This is a genomic window from Acidisoma sp. C75 (genome assembly GCF_054665095.1).
The window spans coordinates 45,941-70,779 of record NZ_BAAFHD010000012.1; the positions used below are offsets into that span (position 1 = coordinate 45,941).

Below are 24,839 nucleotides of genomic sequence, written 5' to 3' on the forward strand. Positions count from 1 at the left end.
CGCGCCGATGGCACTAGCCGCTGACCCGCCCAGGCTGACAGCCCGGATCGAGACGATGGGCGCGGATGCCGATGGCATCGCGCGGCTGGCCGATGGCCGGCCGCTCTTCCTGCCCTTCACCCTGCCGGGCGAGACGGTGGAGGCGCGTCCGCTCGGGCGCCGCGGCAGCGGCCTCGCGGGGCTTGCCGAGACCATCCTGGAGCCGAGCGCCGAGCGCGCCGCCCCCGCCTGCCCGCATTTCGGTGCCTGCGGTGGATGCACCTTGCAGCATTGGCAGAACGACGCGATCGGCCGCTGGAAGGTCGGGCTGCTCGCCGCGGCTCTGGCGGAGGCGGGTTTCGCCCACCCCCCGCCCGGCCCGCTCAGCACCTCGCCCGCCGGTACCCGCCGCCGCATCGACCTCGCCATCCGCAAGCAGGCCGGCATCGTGGCGCTGGGCTTCCACCGCCTGCGCAGCGACGAGATCGTGACGATCGGCCTCTGCCCCGTCACCGCCCCGCGCCTCGTCGCCCTGCTCGGCCCCCTCGCCTCCCTCCTGCCGCGCATCCAGGGGCTCAAGCGCGATGCCAGCTGCGCCATCAACCTGCTCGATACCGGCCCCGATCTGCTGCTCCGCACTGATGGGGTGCTGACGCCGGGAGATCGCCGACTGCTCGCCGCTTTCGCCGAAAGCGAGGGGATCGCCCGCATCGCCTGGGCGGAGGGCGATGGCCCGATCGAAATCGCGGCGCAGTTGAGCGAGCCGCGCATCGCCTTGGGCGGCGTCGCCGTATCCGTGCCGCCCGGCGCCTTCCTCCAGGCGACGGCGGAGGGCGAAGCGGCGATCGTGGCAGCGGTGCTTGCCGCCCTGCCGGCCAAGCTCCGCCCGAAAGACCGGATCATCGAACTGCATGCCGGCTGCGGCACCCTCACCTTCCCGCTCGCCGCCCGCGCGCGGGTCGCGGCTTTCGAAGGCGATGGCCCTGCCGTCCTCGCGCTGCAAAAGGCGGCCGCCGCAGCCGGCCTGCATGGGCGCATCATCGCCGAGCGGCGGGATCTCATCCGCCGCCCGCTTGGCCCGCCCGAACTCGCCGAGGCCGCCTGCATCCTGCTCGATCCGCCCTTCGCCGGCGCCGGCCCGCAGATCGAGGCGATCGCCGCTTCCGCCGCGACGCATGTGATCTATGTCAGCTGCAATCCCCAGGCGCTGGCGCGGGATGCGGCGGTGCTGCGCCGTGCCGGCTTCGCGCTGGCCTCCGCCCAGCCGATCGACCAGTTCCTATGGTCGGCGCGGCTCGAATCAGTCGTCTGCTTCACCCGCCCGGCACCGCCGCGCAGCCGCGCCCGCCCGCCGCGCTGACCGAACGGTCATTTTCGCGCGAAGCCGATTGACGCGCAGCCCTTGGCGCTTTCAGATGCGGCCTATATCTCGCGCTGCGGCATAGCGATGGCCGTAGGGTGAGGAACCGGCCGCGGGCCGTGCCGCCTCTATCCTATCCTATCCCATCCCCTCTCCCCCAGGGCCTCGCGGCCCGCCAGCCCAGGATGTCTCCGCTGCCCGAAAGAGAAGCATGCCAGAGCGGGAGGTGAAGGAAGCCGGCGCCGTCTTCCGGCTGCATCACTGGCGGGAATGCCCCGATTGCGGGCTTCTATCCTCGCTCCCCGATCCGCAGCCGGGGCATGTCGCGGAATGTCCGCGCTGCGGCCGCGCGCTCTGGCGCATGCGGCGCGCGCCCTTCAGCTTCCCGATCGCCTGCGCCCTGGCGGCGACGCTCTTCTACGCCTTCGCCCTCATCGCGCCCTTCCTCGAAATCTCCTCCTACGGGCGGTTCCAGCTCGCGCGGCTGGAAACCGGGCCGGATCAGTTGATGGCGCAGGGCTTCCTCCTCCTCGGCATCCTCGTCATGGGCGTCACCGCCATCGCGCCGGGGATCAAGCTCGGCATCCTGCTGGTCACGCTCATCGGCATCGAGACCGGCCTCGTCTCGCCCCGCCTCTCGATCGCGCTCTTCCGCTGGTATGAGCGGATCACCCCCTGGGCGATGATCGACGTCTATCTCCTCGGCTTTCTCGTCGCCTATACCCGGCTTACCGCGATCGCCCATGTCGAGCTCGATACCTCGCTCTACGCGCTGATCGGCCTCATGGTCTCGATGGCGGCGGCCGATGGCGCGCTCGACCATGAAGCCGTGTGGCGTGCGCTCGACCGGGCGGAGACGGCGGCCGATATCCGCTACCTGCGGCGGCATCCCGAAATCCGCTACGAGACGGTGGATACGCAGGAGGAGCGGCATCCGGCGGTGATCGGCTGCCACACCTGCTATCTCATCAATCATGACGAGCCGGGCGCCCCCTGCCTCCGCTGCGCGACGCCGCTCCGCCCCCGCAAGCCCGAGCCGATCACCCGCAGCTGGGCCTTCATCGTCGCCGCCCTCTGCCTCTATATTCCGGCCAATATCTACCCGGTGATGACGATCACCCAGCTTGGCCGCACGCAGAGCTTCACGATCTTCGCCGGGATCCGCGAACTCGTCGCCTATGGGCTATGGCCGCTCGCCGCCCTCGTCTTCCTCGCCAGCATCACGATCCCGCTCGCCAAGCTCGTGACCCTCGGCTACCTGCTCATCTCGACCATGCGCGGCGCCAAGGGCCATCTCCTCGGCCGCACCCGCGCCTTCCGCATCATCGATTTCATCGGCCGCTGGTCGATGATCGACATCTTCATGGTCTCGATCCTGGTGGCGCTGGTGCAGTTTGGCCAGGTCGCCGAAATCCAGGCCCAGGTCGGTGCGCCCTGCTTCGCCGCCGTCGTCATCCTCACCATGATCGCGGTGATCGTCTTCGATCCGCGCGTGATGTGGGACAGGGCGAGCGGCCGCCGCCTGGCCGCCGCCGCGCGGCCCGCCGGCCCCGCCTTTCTCCCCGGCGCCAAGGACGCCTCCCGATGACCGATCCGGACCGCCCGCCCTCGGTGGACGAAGCCCCGCCCCAGCCGCAGATGCCGCCGCCGCCCGTGCATATCCGGCAGCGCCGCTTCAGCTTCGTCTGGATCATTCCGATCCTCGCCGCGGTGATCGCGATCTATCTCGGCTATCGCACCGTCATGCAGCAGGGGCCGCTCGTCACCATCACCTTCAACAACGGCCAGGGCATCGCCGCCGGCCAGACCCAGGTGAAGTACAAGGCGGTGACGCTCGGCACGGTCGAGAGCATCGACCTCTCGGCGGACAACAGCCACGTCATCGTGCGGGTGCGGATGAACCATCTCGGCGCCCGCTTCCTCACCGACCATGCCCGCTTCTGGGTGGTGCGGCCGCGCCTCTCCGTCACCAACCTCTCGGGCCTCGATACCCTGGTCTCGGGCGCCTATATCGGCGTCGATCCAGGGCCGCCCGGCGGGCGGGAGGATCTGCATTTCAAGGGGTTGGAAGAGCCGCCCGGCGTCCGCTCGGACGAGCCGGGAAGCACCTACGTGCTGCGGGCGGCGAGTGTGGGCTCGCTCTCCTCCGGCTCGCCGGTCTTCTATCGCGATGTCATCGTGGGCGAGGTGCTCGGCTACGATCTGGGGGACGGCATCGGCCCGGTGACGATCAATATCTTCGTGCGCGCGCCCTACAACAAGCTCGTCAAGCCGCAGAGCCATTTCTGGGATTCCTCGGGCATCACCCTCGGCGTCGGCAATGGCGGCTTTCATGTGGAGTTCCAATCGGTCGAGGCGCTGATCGCCGGCGGCGTCACCTTCGATCTGCCGGCAGATGCGGTGCGCGAGGCGCCGAGCCCGAACAACGCGACCTTCCACCTCTTCCGCAACCGCCAGGATGCCGAATCGGCCGGCTACCTGCAGAAGATCCCGATCATCGCCTATTTCCACAGCTCGGTTGCCGGGATCATGCGCGGCACGCCGGTCACGATCTTCGGCATGCAGGTGGGCGAGGTGACGGATGTGAAACTGCTGATCGACCCGCTCCAGGGCACCACGCGCGTGCGCGTCTCGGCCGAATTGCAGCCCGAGCGGGTGTTCAACACCAGCGATTTCCCCAAATCGCTCGATCCCGGCAGCGTGCTGCAACGGCTGGTGGATAACGGCATGCGCGTCTCGCTCGCCACCAGCAGCTTCATCACCGGCCAGAAGGAGATGACCCTCACCATGGACCCGACGGGCAAGCACGAGACCATCACCCGCGAGGGCGATGCTTATGTGCTGCCCTCGCTCGAAGGCGGGGCGGATCCCTTTGCCACCGCCTCCACCATCCTGGCCAAGGTCTCGGCCATTCCCTTCGGCGAGATCGGCGCCAATCTCAACAAGCTGCTGCAGACCTCGAACGAGACGCTTGGCGGGTCTGAGGTGAAATCGGCGCTCGCCAATCTCTCCAAGACGCTCGCGAGCGTCCAGCAACTGGTGCAGAACACCAATCGGGGCCTGACCCCCGCGCTCAAGCAACTGCCCGCGATGACGGCCAATCTCGACCGCACGCTGGCAGGCGCCAATCTCGCCATCGGCCAGCTCAGCCGCTCCTACGGCAATGATTCGGATTTCCAGCGGAGCCTCGCCGGGCTCATGCAGCAGGCGGATGGGGCGCTCCGCGCCGTGAAGCAGCTGGCCGATTTCCTCAACCGCCATCCCGAAGCCCTCATCCTCGGCCGTACCGGCAAAGCCACAGGTGGACAATGAGCGCCCCTCGCCGCAGAGACCTCCTCGCCATGCTGGGGCTCGGCCCGCTCGCGCTCGCCGCGCTGGCCGGCTGCACCTCGCCCAACCCCAACTACTACCGGATCGGCGCCGTGCCTGGCCCGGCGCTTACCGGCGGGCCGCCCCGCCTCGAAGTGCGGAGCATCAGCATCCCGGGCTATCTCGACCGCCAGGGCATCGTGAAGAAGGCGATCGGCTACCAGCTCGACATCCATCAGAATGACCTCTGGGCGGAACCCCTGGCACAGATGCTGGAAGCGGCGATGGTCGAGGATCTCACCGCCCGGCTGCCGGGCACCACCGTGCTCGGCGCCGGCGGCTCGATCGGCCCGAGCGCCGACCTTCTGCTGGAGACCAATGTGCTGCGCTTCGACCCGGACCCGAACGGGCAGATGGTGCTCACCCTGCAAGTGGGCCTGCGGGATGGCGTGAGCCTCGCGCTGCTGGCGACGCGCAGCCTGCACTATGCGGCGCCGGCCGATGGGCCTCTCGTCAGCGCCATCGTCGGCGGGATGAGCAAGCTCTGGGGCGAGGCCGCCAATGATATCGCGGCCTTTGTGGTGCAAAGCTGGGCAGCCCGGCCGCCGGGCTCGGCGAAGGCTCAAGGCGGGCTCTGATGGAGCGGGAAAACTTCCTCGCGCGGGCGCAGCAATCCCTCACCAAAGGCGCGATCCTGCCGGCTGCGGCGGCCGACCTGCTCCAGGCGGAGGCGGGCCTCGCCGATAGCGACGCCTTGATGACGGCGCTGCTGCCGGTCGCCCAGACGATGGCCCGGGCGCCGATTTCGCACTTCCATGTCGGCGCCGTCGGCCGCGCGCAGGAAACCGGCGATCTGCTACTCGGCGCCAACGTCGAATTTCCGTCGGGCGTGCCGGGCGATACCATCCATGCCGAGCAGTTCCTCTTCTCCCGCGCCTTCCACCTCGGCCTCACGATCGAGCGCATGGCGGTCTCCGCCCGGCCCTGCGGCCATTGCCGGCAGTTCATGAACGAATTCGCAGGCGGTGCCGGGCTTGCCATTCTGGATCCGGAATTCGGCCCGCTCGACCTCACCGATCTGCTGCCCCTCGGCTTCGGCCCGCGCGATCTCGGCAGGCCCTGGGCGGAGCGGCGCTGGCGCTTCGCACTCGAACCCGCCGAGGATCTCGGGCTGACGGAGCCCGTGGCGCTCGATGCCCTCATCACCGCGGGTGAGCTGTCGCACACCCCCTATAGCGGCGCACCCACCGCGGTCGCGCTGCGTCTCAGCGGCGGCACCGTCATCACCGGCTCGGCCATCGAAAGTGCCGCCTACAATCCCGGCCTGCCGCCCCTGCAGGCCGCGCTCATCAACCTGCTGGCCGAAGGGCATAGCTATGGGGCGATCGAAAGCGGGCTGATCGGCGCGCTGGAGAACGGCACCTTCTGCTACGCCGCGCCGACCGCGCGGCTTCTCTCGATCATTGCGCCGGGCGCATTGCTTGAACGGGTGTCCTGGCGCCGGCGTACCTCCTCCTGAAGCCGCGGTCTCTGCTATAGGCAGAGGATGACGAAGCCTTTCTGGAAAACCAAGCCGCTGGCGGCGATGAGCGCGGCAGAGTGGGAATCGCTCTGCGACGGGTGCGGCCGCTGCTGCCTGCACAAGCTGCGCGACGAGGAGACGGAGGCGCTCTCCTTCACCAATGTCGCCTGCCGGCTGCTGGATACCGAGACCTGCCGCTGCCGCGATTACCCCGGCCGCTTCGCCAAGGTGCCCGATTGCGTGCAGCTGACCCCGGCGGCGCTTGCCGAGATCGACTGGCTGCCGCCCTCCTGCGCCTATCGCCGGCTCGCCGAGGGCAAGGATCTGCCGGCCTGGCACCCGCTCGTCAGCGGCACCGCGGAGACGGTGATCACCTCCGGCGCTTCCGCCGCCGGACGAGTGATCGACGAGCGCGAGGCTGGGCCGCTCGAGCATCATATCGTCGAATGGCCGGGCCGCGCGGTGCGCGCCCGCCGCGGCTGAGGGCCGCAGGCGCCACCCTCATGACCTCGCATAGCCTCGGCTGGCGCGGGCTGCTCGCCCCGCCCTACGCGCCCTATCTGGCGATCTTCGGCCTCGGCTCGGCGCTCTCCGCCTTCGCCGCCTTCCTCGTCTCCGCCGCCATGCCCTCGGCGGTGCAGGGGCTCGGCCATCTCGACCTGATGAGCTGGGGCTTCACCTTCTACCTCATCGCCGCGATCATCGCGGGCATCCTTGCCTCGCCGCTGAAATGGCGCCTCGGCACCGGGGCGGCGCTGCAAGGCGCGGCGCTGACCTTCCTGCTGGGCAGCCTCGCCTGCGGCTTCGCCCCCGATATCTGGGTGCTGCTCGGCGGCCGCGTGGCGCAAGGGCTCGGCGAAGGCGCGGTTTCCGGCCTCACCTACATCCTGATCCCGGAGATCTTCCCGGCCGCTGCGATCCCGGCCGTCTTCGGCCTCGAAGCGGTAATCTGGGCGGCCGGCGCGCTCGCCGGGCCGATCGTCGGCGGCTATCTCACCCAGGCGGTGTCCTGGCGCGCCGCCTTCCTCGTGGAAGTGCCGCCGATCCTGATCTTCATGGCGCTCGTCTGGTCGGTCATCCCGCGGCGTGGCGGCCTGGCGGTGATGGGCGATGGCCGCGGCCGCAGCGCCCTCGGCCGCCTGCCGATCGCCCGGCTGGCAGGCGTCGCGGGCGGGATCCTGCTGCTCTCCCTCGCCGCGATCGAAGGCGCGCTCTGGGCGCGGCTCCTGAGCGCGGCGGCCGCCCTCGCCTGGCTCGCGCTGATCGCCCGGCGCGATCTCGCCGCCGCAAACCGCCTGCTGCCGCGCGGCGCCTTCTCCTGGCAGACAGGCGCCGGCCTCGCCTTCTGGGTGGTGCTGCTGATGCCGGCAGCCCATACCGGCCCCGCGACCTACCTCATTCTCTTCATCGAGCGGCTCTGGGGCTATGGCCCGCTGCCCGCCGCGATCCTCGGGGCCGCGATGGTCGCCGCCTGGGGGGCGGTCGGCCTCGTCGTCAGCCGTGCCGCGGCGCGACGCGCCCCGGGTTTCCTCTGGGGCGGGCCGGCGCTGCTCGCCCTCGGCCTGCTGCTCGGCTGGCTCGCCATGGATCGGCTGAGCCTCGGGCTGCTGCTGGCGAGCCAGGCGATCATCGGCACCGGCTACGGCCTCGCCTGGGGCTTTCTCAGCCAGACGGTGATGACGGGGACGGCAGAACCCGCCGAGCGGGATCGCGCCTCGGCCATGCTGCCCGGCATCCTCTCGACCGGGCTTGCCATCGGCGCCGCCCTGGGCGGCATCACGGCGAATGCCGCGGGCCTCGCCGCGGGCGTCTCGGAGCAGATCGTGCTGCGCGCCGCCCTCTGGTGCTTCGCGGTGGCGGCGGTGCCCGGCTTCGCCGCCTTCGGCATCGCGCTGCGGCTCCGCCACCGGGTCAAGCGCGAGGGCCGGGGCCGCGCCTGAGGCGGCGCCCGGCCAGGCCGGGCGGGCCACGCCCAGGCTCTTCGCAGATGCAAAAAACGCCTCGCTCCTGCCATCTTGCGCCGCTAGAAGAGCACATTCGTCGCGGAGCCGCACCTTGTTCCTATCCCCTGCCCTGCTCGCTTTGGCCGCCGCCGCCTTTGGCATCGGCACCACCGAGTTCGTCATCATGGGCCTGCTGCCGGAGATCGGGCGCAGCCTCGGCGTGTCGATCCCGCAGGCAGGGCAGCTGGTCTCGGGCTACGCCCTCTCGGTCACGATCGGCTCGCCGATCATGGCGATCCTCATGGGCCGCTTCCCTCGCCGCAAATCGCTCCTGGCCTTGATGATCATCTTCATCCTCGGCAACGGCCTCTGCGCGCTGGCGGGAAGCTATGATGCTCTGCTCGCCGCGCGGGTTTTCACCGCGCTCGCGCATGGCACCTTCTTTGGCATCGGCGCCATCGTTGCCGCCGAGGTGGTGCCGCGGCACAAGCGCGCCATGGCAATCTCGCTGATGTTCTCCGGCCTCACGCTCGCCAATGTGCTCGGCGTTCCCGCCGGCACCCTGCTCGGCCAGGCCTATGGCTGGCGGATGACCTTCTGGGCAGTCTGCGGCATCGGCGCCCTTGCCTTCATCGCCCTGCTGATCTGGGTGCCGGAGGTGCGGCAGGGCCGCCGCCCGCGCTTGCGGCGCGAGATCATGGCGATCAGCCATCCGCAGGTGCTGCTCGCCATGGCCGGCAGCGTGCTCTGCTCGGCGGCGCTCTTCTCGGTCTTCACCTATATCACGCCGCTCCTGGAACACGTGACCGGCATCAGCCCGCATGGCGTCTCGATCGCCCTGCTGCTCTTCGGCGTCGGCATCACGCTCGGCAATCTCGCGGGCGGCCGGGCGGCCGATTGGCGGCTGATGACGGCGATCATCATCATGCTCTGCGTGCTGATCCTGGTGCAGGCGCTCTTCACCGTCACCAGCGCGAGCCCTATCCCCGCCGTCATCACGATGATGGTCTGGGGCGCGCTCGCCTTCGGCGTCGGCGCGCCTTTGCAGATGCGGGTGGTGGACCAGGGGCGCGCGGCGCCGAGCCTCGCCTCCACCCTCAATCAGAGCGCCTTCAACCTCGGCAATGCGCTCGGCGCCTCGATCGGCGGCGTGCTCGTCTCGGCCGGAATCGGCTATGCCGATCTGCCCTGGGTCGGCAGCGCCTTCAGCCTCACCGCGCTCGCCGCCATGCTCCTCGCCGTCTGGCTGGAACGCCGCGCCCAGAAGCGCCGGGCGGCGCGGCGGGCGCTGCTCCGCCAGGGGGCGGAGACGATCGCGGGCGGCAGCGCCGGCTGAACCGCCGGCGCAGCGCGCAAACAAAAAGACCAGCCCCCGATCTGGGGGCTGGCCTTTTTGGCGTCGGCCGGTACGGCCCGGTCAGCCTCAGGCGGCGGCGAGCAGGCCGGGATTCTCGCCCGTGATCCGCTGGCGCCGGTCCGTCACCTGCGTCTTCATCGACTTCTGCAGCTTCTCGAAGGCGCGGACCTCGATCTGCCGCACCCGCTCGCGCGAGATGCGGTATTGCTGGGAAAGATCCTCAAGCGTCGTCGGGTCGTCCTTCAGCCGCCGCTCGATCAGGATATGCCGCTCCCGCTCGTTGAGGGTCTTGAGCGCAGTCGCCAGCAGCGCCCGCCGGTCGGTCATTTCCTCATGATCGGCGATCGTCGATTCCTGGCTGTCCCGCTCATCCACCAGCCAGTCCTGCCACTCGCCCTCGCTATCGCTGCGCACTGGGGCGTTGAGGCTATGGTCCGGCGCGGAGAGGCGGCGGTTCATGCTCACCACATCCTGCTCCGGCACGTCGAGCAAGCGGGCGATCTCGGCCACCTGCTCCGGCCGCAGATCGCCGTCCTCAATCGCCTGCATCTGGCCCTTGAGCCGCCGCAGGTTGAAGAACAGCTTCTTCTGCGCCGCCGTGGTTCCCATCTTCACCAGCGACCAGCTATGCAGGATGTACTCCTGAATAGCGGCGCGGATCCACCACATCGCATAGGTGGCGAGGCGGAAGCCGCGATCCGGGTCGAACCGCTTCACCGCCTGCATCATGCCGACATTGCCTTCGCTCACCAATTCCCCAATCGGCAAGCCGTAGCCACGGTAGCCCATGGCGATCTTCGCCACGAGCCGCAGATGGGAGGTGACAAGCTTATGCGCCGCCTCCACGTCGCCATTGTCCCGCCAGGCCTTCGAAAGGCTCAGCTCCTCCTCCGCCGTCAACATCGGGAACTTGCGGATTTCCTGAAGGTAACGCGAGAGGTTGCCTTCGGGGGCGAGATTGATCATGCCAAGGGCCATCAAAGACTCCTTTCTGCGAAGGTGGCCCGAGATCGGCGCCACCTCGTCTCTGTTCGGTCGCAGTGCTTGACCGAAAATATGAACGATCACAAAACACTCGTCTCTTCACGAGCCGGCGATTACCCCAGAACTGGCAGTAACCGTTTGGTGATCACGGAATGTAACACTCGCCGCCTGGCCTCCGGCCCAGACGACAAGCGCACCGTGAGAGACCGATTTCGATCGCGTGCGACAGATTAGCCGCGCGCGCTTCTTGGGTGAAGGAAAATCGGGACGAGGCTTGGCCGCTATGCCCGCCGCGTATGGCGGCCGGGCCCGGCCGCGCGCGGCTCAATCCCGCCGGGGGCGGCGGCGCGGCCGCAGGATATCCTGGCCGAGGACAAGGCCCGCGGCCAGCGCGGCCAGCACGAAAGCCCCTTTATGGCGAGCGAAGAAGCCGTGGCTCCGCGCGCGCACATCGGACGCCGCCGCCTTGCCGCGCTCGGCGGCCGCTTCCCGCCGTGCGGCGAGGAAGCCGATCAGCGCCGGCAGCACGGCGCCAAGCTGATCGAGCGGCCGCGGCCCACCGCCGCCCTGCCGCTCGGCCAGATGCCGCCTGCGCGCTCCGCCCCGCTCGCGCATCGCCAGCAGGCCGGCGAGCAGGATGATGATCGCGATGATGGCGAGCGCCGCGGCGGTGATGAAGGCGGCCCAGACCGGCCCCAGCCGATGCTGCACGAAAATCCACAAGCCCGCCGCCGCGCAGCCGAGCGCCGGCAACAGCACGAAACCTGCTGCCGTCCCCGCGATCGCGAAGACCAGCATGCGCTTGGCCTGGCTCGCCGCCGCATCGGCGAGGCGGGCCGGATTGAAGGCGAGCTCGAACGCGATCCGCGCGAGCCGCAGCATTTCCCCTGACATACCGCCGGGCCGCCTAACGGGTGAGAAGCTTGCTGAAGACGAAGCCGGCGGCGAAGGCGATCAGCAGCGTCGTCAGCGGCTTCTCCTCCATCCGCGCGCCCAGCGCATCGGCCGAGCGCCGCCCGGTATCGGAGACCGTCTCGTAGAGATCGGCCGCCTTGTCGCTCAGCGTATCGGCCGCGTCCTGGCTCACGCGGCTCGCCTCCCGCCGGGCGCTATCGCGCATCTGGCGGATCAGCTCGGCCACATCCTCCTTCAGCGCCGCGATATCCTCGGCCACCGCCCGCGCATGCTCGCCCGCACTGCCGTTCTGTTCGCCCCGCATCCTCAGCCTCCCCGCCCTTGTCCGCCCAAATCATGACGCTTCCGATCATTTGGGAGAGCCCCTCGTGATCGCAATGCTCTTTCTCGGCCCGGGCCGCCTCTTTATGGCGCTTCAGGCTCCGGCCTGGCCGGGCGGCAGCAGCCGGCCGCGGACGAGCGGCGCGAGCGCCGGCTCAGCCAGCAGGTAGAAGACGAGGCCGAGCACCTGCGCCATGAGCGCGAGCAGCAGCGCCGCGGCCCCGAGCGGCAGGCCGAGCCGGCCTGCCATCCCATCCCAGAGCGTCAGCACGGCGGGTGTCGCGAGCATCAGGCCAAGCGCCGTCCGCCCCCAGCCGCGCAGCGGCGCCTCGGCGATCCCGGGTTCCAGCCGCTCGTTCATCGCGGCGCCGGCGAGGATCATCACAAAGCCGAGATAGAACAGGAAGGGGCCGCCGAGGATCGCGCCGCCGACGAGCGCGAACCAGCCGATGAGCACCATCGGGCCGCGCACCGCCGAGAGATATTGGCCGGCGCGGAAGAAGAGAGAGCAGCAGGTGATGCCGAGCAGGAAAGCGACCGGCAGATGCACCGACCACAGCCAGGCGAGCTTCTGCGCTCCGAAATAGAAGCAGGTGCCGTAATAAACGAGGATCACCAGCAACGCCGAATAGACGAGATCCAGAAGGGCGACCCAGGCCCAGCAGACCGCCAAGGGCACCAGGGCGAGGCCGATGACGATGACGAGCATCGGCCGAAAGAGAGGGCCATAGACCGGACTCACCCAGGGGTTCGCGAAGTGGCCGGCGGTGAAGAGCGCCGCGAGTTCGAAGGCCACCAGGCTCAGCACCAGATAGGCGAGGAAGGGCGGGAGCAGGCGCAGATACATCCGCCGTGCCGCCCCCCCATCCCAGCCGAGCCGCAGATCCCGCTGGGCATGAAAGGCCAGGAAGGCGAGCAGGATCACGCCGAGATCGGTGGCATAGAAGCCTTTGTCGATCACGAAGCGCAGCAGGCTCGGCGCGGCCGCACTGGCCGCCGCGAAGCCCGGCTGGCGGGACAGCAGCCAGACGAAAAAGAACCAGGCGAGGAGCAGCCCGAGCCCGAAAATGCCGCTCGCGCGCGCACCGGGCGGGACGGTGGTGTTTTGCCACCGCAAGTCGTGGCCATGGACCTTGAGCATCGTCTCGCACCTCAACCTGGCCGCATCGCAGCACCCGCCTCGCCCCCGGAAGGCGGCGCCGGCGCTGGCTCGCGCGAGAGCGCTCTAGCAGAGGCGGCCTTCCGCGCCAACGCGGCATGGCAGCCAAGACCGGGCGGCGTTCAGCCCGCCACGCGGGGGGCTTGCCGTGCGCCGCGGAATTCCCTAGAGAACCGCGACGCCGGCGGACTGGGTGCGTAGCTCAGCGGTAGAGCATCGCCTTCACACGGCGGGGGTCACAGGTTCAATCCCTGTCGCACCCACCAGTCCCCGCCGCGTTACCCCCGATAATCTCCCCGTCACTCCCGCACGAAGGCGAGGAGATCGGCGTTCAGCATATCGGCATTGACCGTCAGCATGCCATGCGAGAGGCCCGGATAGGTGCGCAGCCGGCCGGCGGCGAGCAGGCCGATCGACTTCATCGCCGAAGCTCCGATCGGCACGATCTGATCATCCTCGCCATGCAGCACCAGGGTCGGCACCTTGATGCTTTTGAGATCCTCGGTCTGGTCGGTTTCGGAGAAGGCGGCGATGCCGTGGTAATGGGCGAGCGCGCTGCCCATCATCCCTTGGCGCCACCAGTTGCGGATCACCCCCTGATGCACCGTCGCACCCGGGCGGTTGAAGCCGTAGAACGGGCCGGAGGGAACATCGAGAAAGAACTGCGCGCGATTGGCCGCGAGCGCCTGGCGAAGCCCATCGAACACCGCGATCGGCAGGCCGTCCGGGTTCGTCTCGGTCTGCACCATCAACGGCGGCACGGCGCTGACGAGCACGGCCTTGGCGACCCGCCCATCCGGCTCCCCATAGGCCGCGACATAGCGGGCAACCTCGCCGCCGCCGGTGGAGTGGCCGATATGGACGGCGCCGCGCAGATCGAGGTGGCGGGCGACAGCGGCGGCATCCGCGGCATATTGGTCCATCGTATGGCCCGTCGGCACCTGGGCGGAGCGGCCATGGCCGCGCCGGTCGTGCGCGACGACGCGGTAGCCGTGCTGCACGAAGAACAGCATCTGCGCGTCCCAATCATCGGAGGAGAGCGGCCAGCCGTGATGGAACATGATCGGCTGCGCGTTCGGCGGGCCCCAATCCTTATAGAAAATCTCGGTCCCGTCCGGCGTGGTGACGAAGGGCATGGCATGATCCCGCTTGTGTGAAGGCGGAAGCGTAACAGAGCCCGGGGCGATGGTGGATGACAAATCGCGCATGCCAACCGCAGCATGCGCCCACGCCCGCGCGCTCAGTCCGCCCAGCGGGGCGGAAAGGCCAGGCTTGCGCGAAAGCCCGGCTCCAGCCGCTCGAAGACCAGCCGTGCGCCGTGCAACTCCGCCACCGCCGCGACGAGGCTGAGGCCGAGCCCGTTGCCGGCCGAGGTCCGGCTGCGCTCAGCGCGATAGAAGCGATCCGTCAGCCGCGGCAGGTCGCTCGCGGTGACGCCGGGGCCGTCATCCTCGATCATCAGGCGCGGGCCCCGGCCCGGCTGCGCATCGCCCGGCAGCCGCAGGCGCACCACCGTGCCGGGCGGCGTATGCCGCAGCGCGTTCTCCAGCAGATTGGCGATCGCCTGGGTGAGCAATTCCTTGTCGCCATCGACGACGATATGCGGCGCGATCTCGCTCACGAAGTGATGCCCGGCATCCTCGGCATCGGGCTCGTACGCGTCGATCACCGCTTCCAGCACGGCGCTGAGATCGACGGGGCGGAAGCTCGCGCGCGGCGGGGCGCCTTCCACCTGGGCGATGCGCAGAAGCGCCGAGAAGGTCTCCATCAGCGCCTCCGCATCGCGCAGCGCCGCCTCCACCGCCTCGGCGTAATCCGCGGCCGTATGCGCCCCGTCCCGCGCATTCTCGAGCTTCTGGTAGAGGCGGGAAAGCGGCGTCCGCAGATCGTGCGCGATGTCGGAACTCACCTGCCGCAAGGTTTCCATCAGACTGCTGATACGGTCGAGCATATGGTTGAGGGTGGCGGAAAGCCGGTCGAAATCGCCATCGCCGCGCAGCGGGATGCGGCGCGAGAGATCGCCCGCGATGATCGCCTCCGCCGTGCGGCCGATGATATCCACCCGATTGAGGAAGGCGCGCGAGATCAGGATGCCACCGCCGATGCCGAGAATGACCGCGAGGCCGACGACCCAGGCGAAGGCGGAAGCAATCGCCTCCTCCACCTCGCCGATGCGCGAGAGATCATCCCCGACCGCGAGCCGCAGCCCGCCGCCGAGATCGACCACCAGGGCGTGCAACTGCTCGGGCTGTTCGAGGTCGAGGCCGGCCTCATGCGTGTTCAATACCGCCCAGCCCGGCCGCAAGCCGGAAACGCCGTCGATCTCGCCGGCGAGGCGCTGGCCCTCGGCGGTTTGCAGCAGATAGTCCGGCGCGTCCGGCTCGCGCTGGCGCGCATTGATGAGAGCTTTCAGATGATCGAGCCCGCCGCGCTGATATTCCGATTTGAGGAAGGCAGCGTCCGATTCGACGCTGGCCGTCAGCTGCTGTTCGAGACTGCTGCGCGCCGAGAGGAAAACGGCGACGCCGAGGATCGCCGCCGAGACGACGAAGAGCAGGACATAGAGCGCCGCGAAGCGAAAGCTCGCGGTGCGGATCAGCCTAAACGGGGGCACGCAGGATATAGCCCGAGCCGCGCACGGTGTGGATCATCTCCGGATGGCGGCCGCCGAGCGAGATCTTGGCGCGCAGCCGGCTCATATGGCTCTCCACGATATTCGTCTTTGGATCGAAATGGAATTCCCACACACCTTCGAGCAGCATGGTGCGCGTCACGATGCGCTCGGCATGGCGCATGAGGTATTCGAGCAGGAGATACTCCCGCGGCTGCAGATCGACCCGCTCGCCCGCGCGGGAGACCGAGCGCTTCAGCAGGTCGAGTTCCAGATCGCCGATGCGCAGCGCCGTCGGCGCGCTTTGCAGCGGCGGGCGGCGGGCGAGCGCCTGCAGGCGGGCGAGCAATTCAGCGAAGGCGAAGGGCTTGACGAGGTAATCATCCGCCCCCGCCTCCAGGCCCTGCACCCGGTCCCCCACGCCGCGGAGCGCGGTGAGGAAGAGCACCGGGGTCTGCACCCCGGCGCTGCGGATGGCACGCACGAAGCTCAACCCCTCCATCACCGGCAACATGCGGTCCACGATCATCACGTCGTACTCCACGCTGCCGGCCATGAAGATGCCGTCCCGCCCGTCGGCGGCATGATCCGCCTGATGGCCATGCTCGCGCAGGCCGCGCAGGACGTAGGCGGCGGTCTCCTGATCATCCTCGACGAGTAGAACGCGCATGCCCGCCTCTTCCCTCCGCCGCCCTCTCCCGCCTCAGCCGAGGCGCTCGGCCGCCAATTCGCGCTTGCGGGCGGTGGTGAGAAACCAGACGAGGCCGAGGATGACAAGGAGGAAGATGGCGCTGGTCGCCGTGGTACCGAGGCCGAGGCCGCCATTGCCGACGGGCTGCGACAGCAGATCGCCGCAGGAAGCGCCGAGCGGCCGGGTGAGGATATAGGCGAGCCAGAAGCAGAGGATCGCATTGCCCTGCCAGAGGAAGTGATAGGCGGTGATCGCCGCGATCATGATGGCGAAGATCAGCAGCGACGGGAAATAGCCGAGGGCCAGGCGCTCGGCCATGAGGTCGCCGGCCGCGGTGCCGAGCGCGAAGGTGAAGAGGATCGCCGCCCAGTAGAAGAGTTCCCGCTTGCGGGTATAGATCGTGTGGATCGAGAGGGTCTTTTCGGAAGCATACCAAACCGCGAAGGTGATCGCGAGGATGACCGCGAAGACCGGGGTGGAGATGAGCAGGCTCACGCCCATATTGTCGCTGAGATTGTCGGTGATCAGCGTGCCGACGACGCTGACCATGACGACACTGAGCCAGTAGAGGGACGGGATGTAGCGCGGGCTGCGGATCTGCTGGATGATGACGCCGATGAGCAGGACCGACATCACGATCGAGGTGCCGGTCAGGCCGAAGCCCATCTTGATGTTGAGGAAATCGGCCGCGGTTTCGCCGACCGTCGTCGCCATGATCTTGATCACCCAGAAGATGAGGGTGACTTCGGGCACCTTGTTGAGCAGGCTCTGCTGGCTTTCGCCGAGGGGCATGGTGGTGATGCGCATGATCTCTCCTGTGCTGCTGCGCTGCGCGGCCATCCGCCGCGATGCCCGCGGGGCGGGCGCGCCGCTTCGCCCCTCCTCTGCCATGCCCGAGCTTGGCGGAGCTTGCGCCCAAGATTGGCTTTTCCCAATCTTACCCTGGCGACGATGACAGGGGCGCGGCAGACCGCCTAAAGGAGGCGCGGGCCGGTGCGGGCGCGGGCCTGCCGCGCCCGCCCGCCCAAGGACCACGACCCATGGCGCGGAGACAGAGAGCGTTGACGATACGCCCCGATCACCCTCACCCACAGAGCTTCATGACGGCGCTGGTGCAATCCAAGGTGCCGGAAATCACGCTGATCTTCTGGATCATCAAGATCCTGACGACAGCGATGGGCGAAGCGACCTCCGATTATCTCGTCTTTCACTGGAACCCGGTGCTCGCCGTGCTGCTCTGCACCGCGGCCCTCTGCCTCGCCTTCGTCCTGCAATTCCGGCAGCGGCGCTATCGCGCGGCGATCTACTGGCTGCTCGTCGTCATGGTCGCGATCGTCGGCACGATGGCGGCGGATATCCTGCATGTGGTGATCGGCGTGCCCTACCTCGCCTCCACGCTCGGCTTCGCCACCATCCTCGGCCTCGTCTTCCTGCTCTGGTATCGCAGCGAGGGCACGCTCTCGATCCACCACATCACTACCCGCAAGCGGGAATTCTATTACTGGCTGGCGATCTGCGCGACCTTCGCGCTCGGCACGGCGGCGGGGGATATGACGGCCGCGACGCTTGGCTTCGGCTTTTTCTACTCCGGTCTGCTCTTCCTGGCGCTGTTTCTGGCCCCCGGCCTGCTGTACCGGGCAGGCGCGCTCGGCAGCATTCCAGCCTTCTGGATTTCCTACATCATGACGCGCCCGCTCGGCGCATCCTTCGCCGATTGGGCCGGCAAGCCGGTCTCCTGGGGCGGCAAGGGGCTCGGCAGCGGGCACGTCGCGCTCGTACTGACAGCGGCGATCCTGCTGCTGGTGGGGATGGCGAGCTTGCGTGGCGCGGGCCGCGCGGCGGAGGATCGGCGCCACCTCGCGCGCGCCGAAGGCGGCGACCGGCTCTAGGCTAAGCGCCGCCCGCCTCCGCCGCCGCGCCACGGGCGTAGCGGGCGGGTGGCTGCCCGACATGGCGGGTGAAGGCGACGCTGAAGGCGCTCGCCGAGCGGTAGCCGACCCTCTCGGCCACTTCGGCGAGCCCCCGCTCCTGCTGGCGCAGCAGGCTTCTCGCCAGTGCCATCCGCCAGTTGAGCAGATAGGTCATCGGCGCCACGCCCACCTCGCGGCTGAATCGCTCGGAAAACGCTGAGCGGGAGAGCGCCGCTTCCCTGGCGAGCTGCGCGACGCTCCAGCCCCGCTCCGGCGCTTCGTGCATCCGGCGGATGGCTGCGGCCAGCCGTTCATCGCGCAGCCCGCGCAGCAATCCGGGGGCTGCGGCAAGGCCGGGGGCGGAGCGGAAGGCTTCGATGAGCATGACGGCCAGGAGATGGCCGAGCACCACATCCTGCCCCGGCCGCATGCTGCGCGCTTCCTCGCCGAGCAGCATCACCAGCGTCGCGAGCCGCGGCTCTTCCCTGACATGCACGACATCGGGCAGTAGCGAGACCAGCAGGCCAGTATCGGGCGAGGCGAAGGTGCAATGGCCGACGAGGCTGCGCACATTGGCCGGCTGGCCGCGCGGGCCGAGCCAGTATTCGCCCGTCGGCAGTTGCTCGGGCATGGCGAGCGGCTGCGCCTCCGCCTCCGGATGCAGGCTGGTCATGGTGAAGGAGGCGGCTTCCGGGATCAGCACGAAATCATTGGTGCCGAGCAGCACCGGTGCCTGGCCCTCCACCTGCAAACGGCAACCGCCGAGCACCACCGCGCAGTAGAACAGGTGCCCATCCCGCTCCTTGCGCAAACGCCAGGGGCCGGAGCCGCTGGCGACCTTGCTGAAGGCCATCTTCGGGCGGAGCAGCGTGATGATGTCGGCCAGCGGATCGGACAATTCGGACGCGCCCTAATGTTTTTCGGATGTTCCATAATAGACCGTCCGGCAGGCAGCGCCTACCCTGCGCTTGCCTCAATCGGCAGGAGCCATCATGAAATCCGTCCTCATTACCGGCTGTTCCTCGGGCTTCGGCCTGGAAACCGCCACCTACTTCCTCGAACGCGGCTGGCGCGTGCTCGCCACCATGCGCAAGCCCCGCGCCGATATCCTTCCCCCGGCCCCGAATCTCGAACTCCTCCCGCTCGACGTGACGGACGGCGCGAGCATCGCCGCGGCAGTCGCCGCTGCCGGCGAGATCGACGTGCTCGTCAACAATGCCGGGATCGGCTGGCTGAACGCGCTGGAAGGCACGCCGATCGAGATCGCGCGGCGCATTTTCGAGACCAATACCTTCGGCACCATGGCGATGATCCAGGCGGTGCTGCCGCAATTCCGCGCCCGCCGCTCCGGCGTCATCGTCAACGTGACATCGACGGTCACGCTCGTGTCGCTGCCGCTCCTCTCGGTCTATACCGCGAGCAAGGCGGCGGTGAATGCCTTCACCGAATCCTTCGCGCTGGAACTGGCACCCTTCGATATCCAGGTCCGCCTGGTACTGCCCGGCCTCGCGCCCGATACCCGCTTCGGGGAGAATGCCCGCGCACTCTCCCCCGCCGCGTTGGAGTTTCCCGAACCCTATGCCGCGCTCGGCCAGGCGGTGATCGCCCGGCTCACCGGCCCGCAGCAGGAACTCACCCGGCCGCGGGATGTGGCGGAGGCGGTGTGGCGGGCCGCGACCGATGCGGCGGCGCCGGCCCGCCTCTATGCCGGGGCGGATGCGCTGAGCGCCGCGCGCCAGGTGGGGGCAGCCTGAAGGCGGGCGCCGGGGCCCCGTTCGGGCGGGCGGGCGGCCGGTGAGGCCCGGCACCGGGCGGGGCGCGGCGGTCTGTAGAGATCGCCCGCCGCGCGTCAGACGCCCTCACCCCGGAGCACGACGCCGAGCGTCATCACCAGGATGCGGAGATCGAACCACAGCGACCAGCGGGCGATGTAGAAGAGATCGTGCGCCACCCGGGCGCGCAGCTTCTCGACCGTCTCGGTCTCGCCCCGCAGGCCACGCACCTGGGCCCAGCCGGTCATCCCGGGTTTGACGCGATGGCGCGCCGGATAGCCGACATCGGCTTCCCCGAAAGGCAGCCCCCCCGCCACCGTGCCGAGCGCATGCGGCCGCGGCCCAACGAGCGACATGCTGCCGCCGAGCACGTTGAGAAGCTGCGGCAGCTCGTCCAGGCTCGCGCGGCGGAGCAGCCGGCCGACCGGGGTGATGCGCCGATCACCCGCCGCCGCCTGCTCGGCGCCCAGCGGGTCCGCCGCCTCCTCGCGCATCGAGCGGAATTTCAGCACATGGATGATGCGGCCGTTGAGGCCGAGGCGCGGCTGCACGAACAGAACCGGGCCCGGGGAGCTGAGCCGCACGGCCAACGCGATGAGCAGCATGAGCGGCGCGGCCAGCAGGATGAGCAGGCCGCCGAGTAGAAGATCCTCGGCCCGCTTGACGAAGGCGGCGCCGCCCGAGAAGGGCTTCTCCTGCAGCGTGAAGAACGGCAGGCCGGCGAGGGAGGAGAAGCGGGCCGGCGCTTCCTCGAGCCAGGCCATATCGGGCGCGAGCCAGATATCGACGGCGAGGCCCGCCATCGCTCGGCGGATCGCGGCGATGGTCCGCCCCGCCGCTTCCGGCAAGGCGATGAGCAGCAGATCGGCATCCCCGCGCGAGAGGGCCGCGCGTGCCGCGCGGAAGCCGCCGAGCTGCGGCCAGCCGGCGGATGCTGCCACCGCCTCGGCCGCATCGGCCGGCCCGCGCAGATAGCAGGCGACGACTTCGACCGCCTGGCCGAATTCCTGGCCGCGGGCGAGCCTGCGGGCAAGCCGCGCGGCCGAAGCGGCATCGCCCAGCACCAGCGCGCGGCGCGGCGCGGGCGCCGCCTCGCCGGCAGCGAAGACCGCTTCCACCGGCCGGCGGAGCACCAGGAGCGTCAGAGGAGCGAGGACCGCCCAGGAAAACAGCCAGTTGCGGTTGGTGGCGAGCAGACTATCCGCCTCGCCCTGTCCAGCCGGCCCTTGCCCCCCGCCGATCGGCCAGACGTTCTGCACCTGTTCCCAAAACAACAGGGCCAGCAGCAGGAGCGCGAAACCATGCGCGACGGTGATGATGAGGGCGAGCGACCGGCCGCCCGAGCTTGGCCGCGGGGCGAGCGCATAGAGCCCGCGATGGTGGAGCAGCAGCAGGCAAAGCACCGCCGTGGCGCCGACCACGAGGATTTCCCGGGGCGTATGCCCGGCATGGCCGGCTACATTGAGGGCGCGGCAGGCGAGGCCCGAGAGAATGACTGCGGCGGCATCGGCCATGGCCAGCAGAAGCGCGGGATGGGGCGCGGAGAGGCGTTGCGGGCCGATCTCAGGCAGCGAAACGTCGTGGGTCATCCGCGACATGGCTGCGCCTAAGCCTCCACCTGAAATCGCACCTCTCCGCTACGCCTTTCGTATTATTGTTTCGTTAACGTATCAAGTTAATTCTGGAGCACGCCCGGAATTAGGCGCGGCCCGGCCCCGGCTCGCCGAAGACGCGCTGATAGAGCGCGTCGAGCGCCCGCAGATGCATGCGGCTGTCCATCGCCTCGTCGAGGACTTCTGGTAGCACTCGGCCCGCGACCTCCGGATCGGCATCGAGATTGGCGCGGAAGCTGCGGCCCTCGGGGGTGCCGAGCTTCGTCCAGGTCTCCATCGCGTTCCGCTGCACGATCCGGTAGGCGTCCTCCCGCAGGATGCCGGCCCGCGCCAGCGCGAGCAGCACCTCCCCGCTATGCACGACGCCGCCGAGCGATTCGATATTGGCGGCCATCCGCTCGGGATAGACGAGGAGCTTCTCCATCATCGTCGCCAGGCGGTGGAGCGCGAAATCGAGCGCGATCGCGGCATCGGGCACGAAGACCCGCTCGGCCGAGGAGTGGCTGATATCCCGCTCGTGCCAGAGGGCGACATTCTCCAGCGCGGGCACCAGGCCCGCGCGCACCACCCGGGCAAGGCCGGTGAGGTTCTCGCTCAAGACCGGGTTGCGCTTATGCGGCATGGCCGAAGAGCCCTTCTGCCCGGCATGGAAGAACTCTTCCGCCTCGCGCACCTCGGAGCGCTGCAGGTGCCGCACCTCGGTCGCGAGCCGCTCGATCCCGGAAGCGACAAGGGCGAGCGCCGCGAACCAGGCGGCATGGCGATCCCGCGGGATGACCTGGGTAGAGACGGGCTCCGGCGCGAGGCCGAGCTTTTCGGCGACATAGTTTTCCACCCGTGGATCGAGATGCGCGAAAGTGCCGACGGCGCCGGAGATGGCGCAGGTCGCGATCTCCGCCCGCGCTGCCACCAAACGCGCGCGATTGCGTTGAAATTCAGCGTAGTGGCCGGCCATCTTGAGGCCAAAGCTGGTCGGCTCGGCATGGATCCCGTGGCTGCGGCCGATCGTTAACGTATGCTTATGTGTATATGCCTGCTTCTTGAGCGCGGCGAGCACGGCATCGACATCGGCGATAAGCAGGTCGGTCGCCTGGGTCAGCTGCACGGCGAGCGCGGTATCGAGCACGTCCGAACTCGTCATGCCGAGATGCACGAAGCGGCTATCCTCGCCCACCCCCTCGGCGAGCCAGGTCAGGAAGGCGATCACGTCATGCCGGGTGACCTGCTCGATCGCGTCGATCTTCGCGACATCCGCCTCCGTCATCGCGGCGAGCATCGGCGCCCCGCGCTCGCGAATGGTGTGCGCTGCCGCTTGCGGAACCGCGCCCACCATGGCCATGCCCTCGGCCGCCAGCGCCTCGATCTCGAACCAGATGCGATAGCGGTTGATGGGCGCGAAGATGGCGGCCATCTCGGGCCGGGAATAGCGGGGAACCATATGATCTCTCCGGGAAGAGGGGGCGTTGCAGGGCCGCCCTAAACCCCGCCGCCTCCGTTGACAAGAACGGCCTTTGCTCCCGATGACAGGGAATGAACGAAGCCATGCTGCTCTCTCAACTCTCCGCCCTCGCCCAGGTGCTGATGATCGACCTCGTGCTCGCGGGGGATAATGCGGTCGTCATCGGCCTCGCGGTCGCCGGCCTCGCGCCCGCGCAGCGGCGGATCGCGGTGCTGACGGGCATCGGCTTCGCGGTGGTGGTGCGCATCCTCATGGCGATGGTGGCGCTGCGGCTGCTCGCGATCGTCGGGCTCACCCTGGCGGGCGGGCTGCTGCTGCTCTGGGTCTGCTGGAAGATGTATCGCGAACTCCGCCAGCGCGGGGCGCATCTGGCCGGCGGGCCGCCCGCCCTCGCCAAGACCCCCTTGCAGGCGGCGATGCAGATCGCGCTCGCGGATATTTCGATGAGCCTCGACAATGTCCTCGCGGTCGCCGGCGCCGCCCATGACCACCCCTATATCCTGGCGGGCGGGCTGCTGCTCTCGGTGGTGCTGATGGGGATCGCCGCCAGCGTCATCGCCAAGCAGCTCGAAAAGCGCCGGTGGATCGCCTGGATCGGCCTCGCCGTGGTGCTCTTCGTGGCGCTCAAGATGATCTGGGAAGGGACGCACCGCGTCGTCGTGCATTTCGGCGGCCTGCCCGGCCTGCATTGACCGGGTAGCCCCGCAAGTCACGCCCCTCGCCCGCTACCTGCCCCGGCACGGTCGCCGGGGCAGGTACCGCAGGGCCCGCGCAGAGCACGGGCGGCGCGATCGTGGCGCCTCAGCGCAGCGCGGCGGCGATCTCTTCGCGCAACTCGTTCACCGTATGGTCGATCCGGGCGCGGGCGAAATCGTCGATCTCGAGGCCGGTCACCCGCTCATAGCGGCCATCGGCGCAGGTCACCGGCACGCCGGCCATGATGCCTTCCGGGATGCCGTAGGAGCCATCCGAGGGAACGGCCATGGAGACCCAGCCGCCCGCTGTGCCCTGCACCCAATCGCGCATATGGTCGATCGCGGCATTGGCGGCGGAAGCGGCGGAGGAAGCGCCGCGCGCCTCGATGATCGCCGTGCCGCGCTGGGCGACCTTCGGAATGAAGGTCTCGCGATACCAGCTCTCGTCATTGACGAGCGCGGGCAGGCTGCGGCCATCGGCCGTCGCGAAGCGCCAATCGGCGAACATGGTGGGGGAGTGGTTGCCCCAGATGATCATCCGCTCGATCGCGGCGACCGGCACGCCCGCCTTGGCGGCCAACTGGGAGAGGGCGCGGTTATGGTCCAGCCGGACCATCGCCGTCACGTTTTCCTTGGGGAAATCGGGGGCGAAGGCGGCGAGAATGGCGGCATTGGTATTGGCCGGGTTGCCGACCACGAGCACCCGCGCATCGCGCTTGGCATTCTCGTTCAGCGCCCGGCCCTGCACCTTGAAGATCTCGGCATTGGCAGAAAGCAGGTCGCTCCGCTCCATCCCCTTCGAGCGCGGGCGCGAGCCCACCAGGAAGGCGGCATCGGCATCGCGGAAGGCGGTGGCCGGATCGTCGGTGATGACGACATCCTGGAGCAGCGGGAAGGCGCAGTCCTGCAGTTCCATCACCACGCCGCCGACGGCTGCCTGCGCCTGGGGCAGATCGAGCAGCTGGAGGATGATCGGCTGATCGCGTCCGAACACATCGCCCTGGGCCAGGCGGAAGAGCAGCGCGTAGCAGATCTGGCCGGCGGCGCCGGTCACGGTTACGCGTTTCGCGGGACGAGACATATGAGCGTCCTATGTTCTGAAAAGAGAGCTGCTGTATGCGCCGAGCAGCGGCGCTTTCCAATCCGCCCGGCCGATGAATGCCATCGCCCTAGCGGGATTCAGGGCTCCGCACAATGCGAGGGCGGCGCAACCCGGCCTTCATAAGGCTTCGGATCGGG

General features: G+C 69.0%; 23 protein-coding genes and 1 tRNA gene. 12 read left to right on the plus strand and 12 right to left on the minus strand.

What is annotated here, in order from left to right:
* The first annotated feature begins 7 nt into the window (after positions 1 to 7).
* From ACYQ7X_RS15610 to ACYQ7X_RS15645, 8 genes are all read left to right on the plus strand, one after another.
* Positions 8 to 1,339, plus strand: coding sequence for a class I SAM-dependent RNA methyltransferase (locus ACYQ7X_RS15610; protein WP_459697992.1), 1,332 nt, complete (start codon positions 8 to 10; stop codon positions 1,337 to 1,339).
* A 211-nt stretch (positions 1,340 to 1,550) separates the two neighbouring features.
* The gene (locus ACYQ7X_RS15615; RefSeq protein ID WP_459697993.1) at positions 1,551 to 2,927 is read left to right on the plus strand and encodes a paraquat-inducible protein A; all 1,377 of its coding nucleotides are present in this window, start codon (positions 1,551 to 1,553) and stop codon (positions 2,925 to 2,927) included.
* The gene (locus ACYQ7X_RS15620; RefSeq protein ID WP_459697994.1) at positions 2,924 to 4,651 is read left to right on the plus strand and encodes a PqiB family protein; all 1,728 of its coding nucleotides are present in this window, start codon (positions 2,924 to 2,926) and stop codon (positions 4,649 to 4,651) included. Before ACYQ7X_RS15615 ends, ACYQ7X_RS15620 begins: the two co-directional genes overlap by 4 nt.
* Positions 4,648 to 5,286, plus strand: a complete 639-nt coding sequence (locus ACYQ7X_RS15625; RefSeq protein WP_459697995.1) for a PqiC family protein — start codon at positions 4,648 to 4,650, stop codon at positions 5,284 to 5,286. The genes ACYQ7X_RS15620 and ACYQ7X_RS15625 overlap by 4 nt, the downstream gene beginning before the upstream one ends.
* Positions 5,286 to 6,167: a cytidine deaminase gene (gene cdd / locus ACYQ7X_RS15630; RefSeq protein ID WP_459697996.1), complete on the plus strand. Its 882-nt coding sequence runs from the start codon at positions 5,286 to 5,288 to the stop codon at positions 6,165 to 6,167. Before ACYQ7X_RS15625 ends, cdd begins: the two co-directional genes overlap by 1 nt.
* 27 nt (positions 6,168 to 6,194) lie before the next feature.
* Positions 6,195 to 6,653 carry a YcgN family cysteine cluster protein gene (locus ACYQ7X_RS15635; protein ID WP_459697997.1) on the plus strand — a complete coding sequence of 153 codons (459 nt, stop codon included), beginning with the start codon at positions 6,195 to 6,197 and terminating at the stop codon, positions 6,651 to 6,653.
* A 20-nt stretch (positions 6,654 to 6,673) separates the two neighbouring features.
* Positions 6,674 to 8,110, plus strand: a complete 1,437-nt coding sequence (locus tag ACYQ7X_RS15640) for an MFS transporter (RefSeq protein WP_459697998.1) — start codon at positions 6,674 to 6,676, stop codon at positions 8,108 to 8,110.
* 115 nt (positions 8,111 to 8,225) lie between these two features.
* Positions 8,226 to 9,449: an MFS transporter gene (locus ACYQ7X_RS15645; RefSeq protein WP_459697999.1), complete on the plus strand. Its 1,224-nt coding sequence runs from the start codon at positions 8,226 to 8,228 to the stop codon at positions 9,447 to 9,449.
* A gap of 87 nt (positions 9,450 to 9,536) precedes the next feature.
* Here ACYQ7X_RS15645 and rpoH read toward each other — a convergent pair whose 3' ends face one another.
* From rpoH to ACYQ7X_RS15665, 4 genes are all read right to left on the minus strand, one after another.
* Positions 9,537 to 10,448, minus strand: a complete 912-nt coding sequence (gene rpoH, locus ACYQ7X_RS15650; RefSeq protein ID WP_459698000.1) for an RNA polymerase sigma factor RpoH — start codon at positions 10,446 to 10,448, stop codon at positions 9,537 to 9,539.
* Positions 10,449 to 10,778: 330 nt separating this feature from the next.
* On the minus strand, positions 10,779 to 11,348 hold the full coding sequence (locus ACYQ7X_RS15655; protein WP_459698001.1) for a hypothetical protein: 570 nt from the start codon (positions 11,346 to 11,348) through the stop codon (positions 10,779 to 10,781).
* A gap of 13 nt (positions 11,349 to 11,361) precedes the next feature.
* Positions 11,362 to 11,673, minus strand: coding sequence for a hypothetical protein (locus ACYQ7X_RS15660; RefSeq protein ID WP_459698002.1), 312 nt, complete (start codon positions 11,671 to 11,673; stop codon positions 11,362 to 11,364).
* A gap of 111 nt (positions 11,674 to 11,784) precedes the next feature.
* Positions 11,785 to 12,831: a hypothetical protein gene (locus tag ACYQ7X_RS15665; RefSeq protein ID WP_459698003.1), complete on the minus strand. Its 1,047-nt coding sequence runs from the start codon at positions 12,829 to 12,831 to the stop codon at positions 11,785 to 11,787.
* Positions 12,832 to 13,040: 209 nt separating this feature from the next.
* Here ACYQ7X_RS15665 and ACYQ7X_RS15670 point away from each other — a divergent pair.
* Positions 13,041 to 13,115, plus strand: a tRNA-Val gene (locus ACYQ7X_RS15670).
* A 33-nt stretch (positions 13,116 to 13,148) separates the two neighbouring features.
* Here the strand turns inward: ACYQ7X_RS15670 and ACYQ7X_RS15675 are convergent.
* The 4 genes from ACYQ7X_RS15675 to ACYQ7X_RS15690 form a co-directional block, all read right to left on the minus strand.
* On the minus strand, positions 13,149 to 13,985 hold the full coding sequence (locus ACYQ7X_RS15675) for an alpha/beta fold hydrolase (RefSeq protein ID WP_459698004.1): 837 nt from the start codon (positions 13,983 to 13,985) through the stop codon (positions 13,149 to 13,151).
* A gap of 104 nt (positions 13,986 to 14,089) precedes the next feature.
* Positions 14,090 to 15,463, minus strand: a complete 1,374-nt coding sequence (locus ACYQ7X_RS15680; protein WP_459698005.1) for a sensor histidine kinase — start codon at positions 15,461 to 15,463, stop codon at positions 14,090 to 14,092.
* A complete protein-coding gene (locus ACYQ7X_RS15685) occupies positions 15,450 to 16,130 on the minus strand; it encodes a winged helix-turn-helix domain-containing protein (protein ID WP_459698006.1) in 681 nt (226 codons plus the stop codon). Before ACYQ7X_RS15685 ends, ACYQ7X_RS15680 begins: the two co-directional genes overlap by 14 nt.
* Positions 16,131 to 16,163: 33 nt before the next feature.
* Entirely contained in the window at positions 16,164 to 16,958 is a 795-nt protein-coding gene (locus tag ACYQ7X_RS15690) for a COG4705 family protein (protein WP_459698007.1), read from the minus strand.
* A gap of 293 nt (positions 16,959 to 17,251) precedes the next feature.
* On the opposite strand from ACYQ7X_RS15690, the gene ACYQ7X_RS15695 reads away from it, so the two are divergent.
* On the plus strand, positions 17,252 to 18,040 hold the full coding sequence (locus ACYQ7X_RS15695) for a COG4705 family protein (protein WP_459698008.1): 789 nt from the start codon (positions 17,252 to 17,254) through the stop codon (positions 18,038 to 18,040).
* Between the two features lies 1 nt (position 18,041).
* On the opposite strand, the gene ACYQ7X_RS15700 is transcribed toward ACYQ7X_RS15695, so the two are convergent.
* Entirely contained in the window at positions 18,042 to 18,959 is a 918-nt protein-coding gene (locus tag ACYQ7X_RS15700) for an AraC family transcriptional regulator (RefSeq protein WP_459698009.1), read from the minus strand.
* Positions 18,960 to 19,053: 94 nt separating this feature from the next.
* On the opposite strand from ACYQ7X_RS15700, the gene ACYQ7X_RS15705 reads away from it, so the two are divergent.
* On the plus strand, positions 19,054 to 19,815 hold the full coding sequence (locus tag ACYQ7X_RS15705; protein WP_459698010.1) for an SDR family oxidoreductase: 762 nt from the start codon (positions 19,054 to 19,056) through the stop codon (positions 19,813 to 19,815).
* 95 nt (positions 19,816 to 19,910) lie between these two features.
* Here ACYQ7X_RS15705 and ACYQ7X_RS15710 read toward each other — a convergent pair whose 3' ends face one another.
* Both ACYQ7X_RS15710 and purB read right to left on the minus strand, forming a co-directional pair.
* Entirely contained in the window at positions 19,911 to 21,431 is a 1,521-nt protein-coding gene (locus tag ACYQ7X_RS15710; RefSeq protein ID WP_459698011.1) for an exopolysaccharide biosynthesis polyprenyl glycosylphosphotransferase, read from the minus strand.
* A gap of 100 nt (positions 21,432 to 21,531) precedes the next feature.
* Positions 21,532 to 22,884: an adenylosuccinate lyase gene (gene purB, locus ACYQ7X_RS15715; protein WP_459698012.1), complete on the minus strand. Its 1,353-nt coding sequence runs from the start codon at positions 22,882 to 22,884 to the stop codon at positions 21,532 to 21,534.
* 92 nt (positions 22,885 to 22,976) lie between these two features.
* On the opposite strand from purB, the gene ACYQ7X_RS15720 reads away from it, so the two are divergent.
* Positions 22,977 to 23,597 (plus strand): YjbE family putative metal transport protein, encoded by a 621-nt coding sequence (locus tag ACYQ7X_RS15720; RefSeq protein WP_459698013.1) that lies wholly within the window; start codon positions 22,977 to 22,979, stop codon positions 23,595 to 23,597.
* Between the two features lie 109 nt (positions 23,598 to 23,706).
* Here the strand turns inward: ACYQ7X_RS15720 and ACYQ7X_RS15725 are convergent, their stop codons facing one another.
* Positions 23,707 to 24,681: a malate dehydrogenase gene (locus ACYQ7X_RS15725; protein ID WP_459698014.1), complete on the minus strand. Its 975-nt coding sequence runs from the start codon at positions 24,679 to 24,681 to the stop codon at positions 23,707 to 23,709.
* Positions 24,682 to 24,839: the final 158 nt, after the last annotated feature.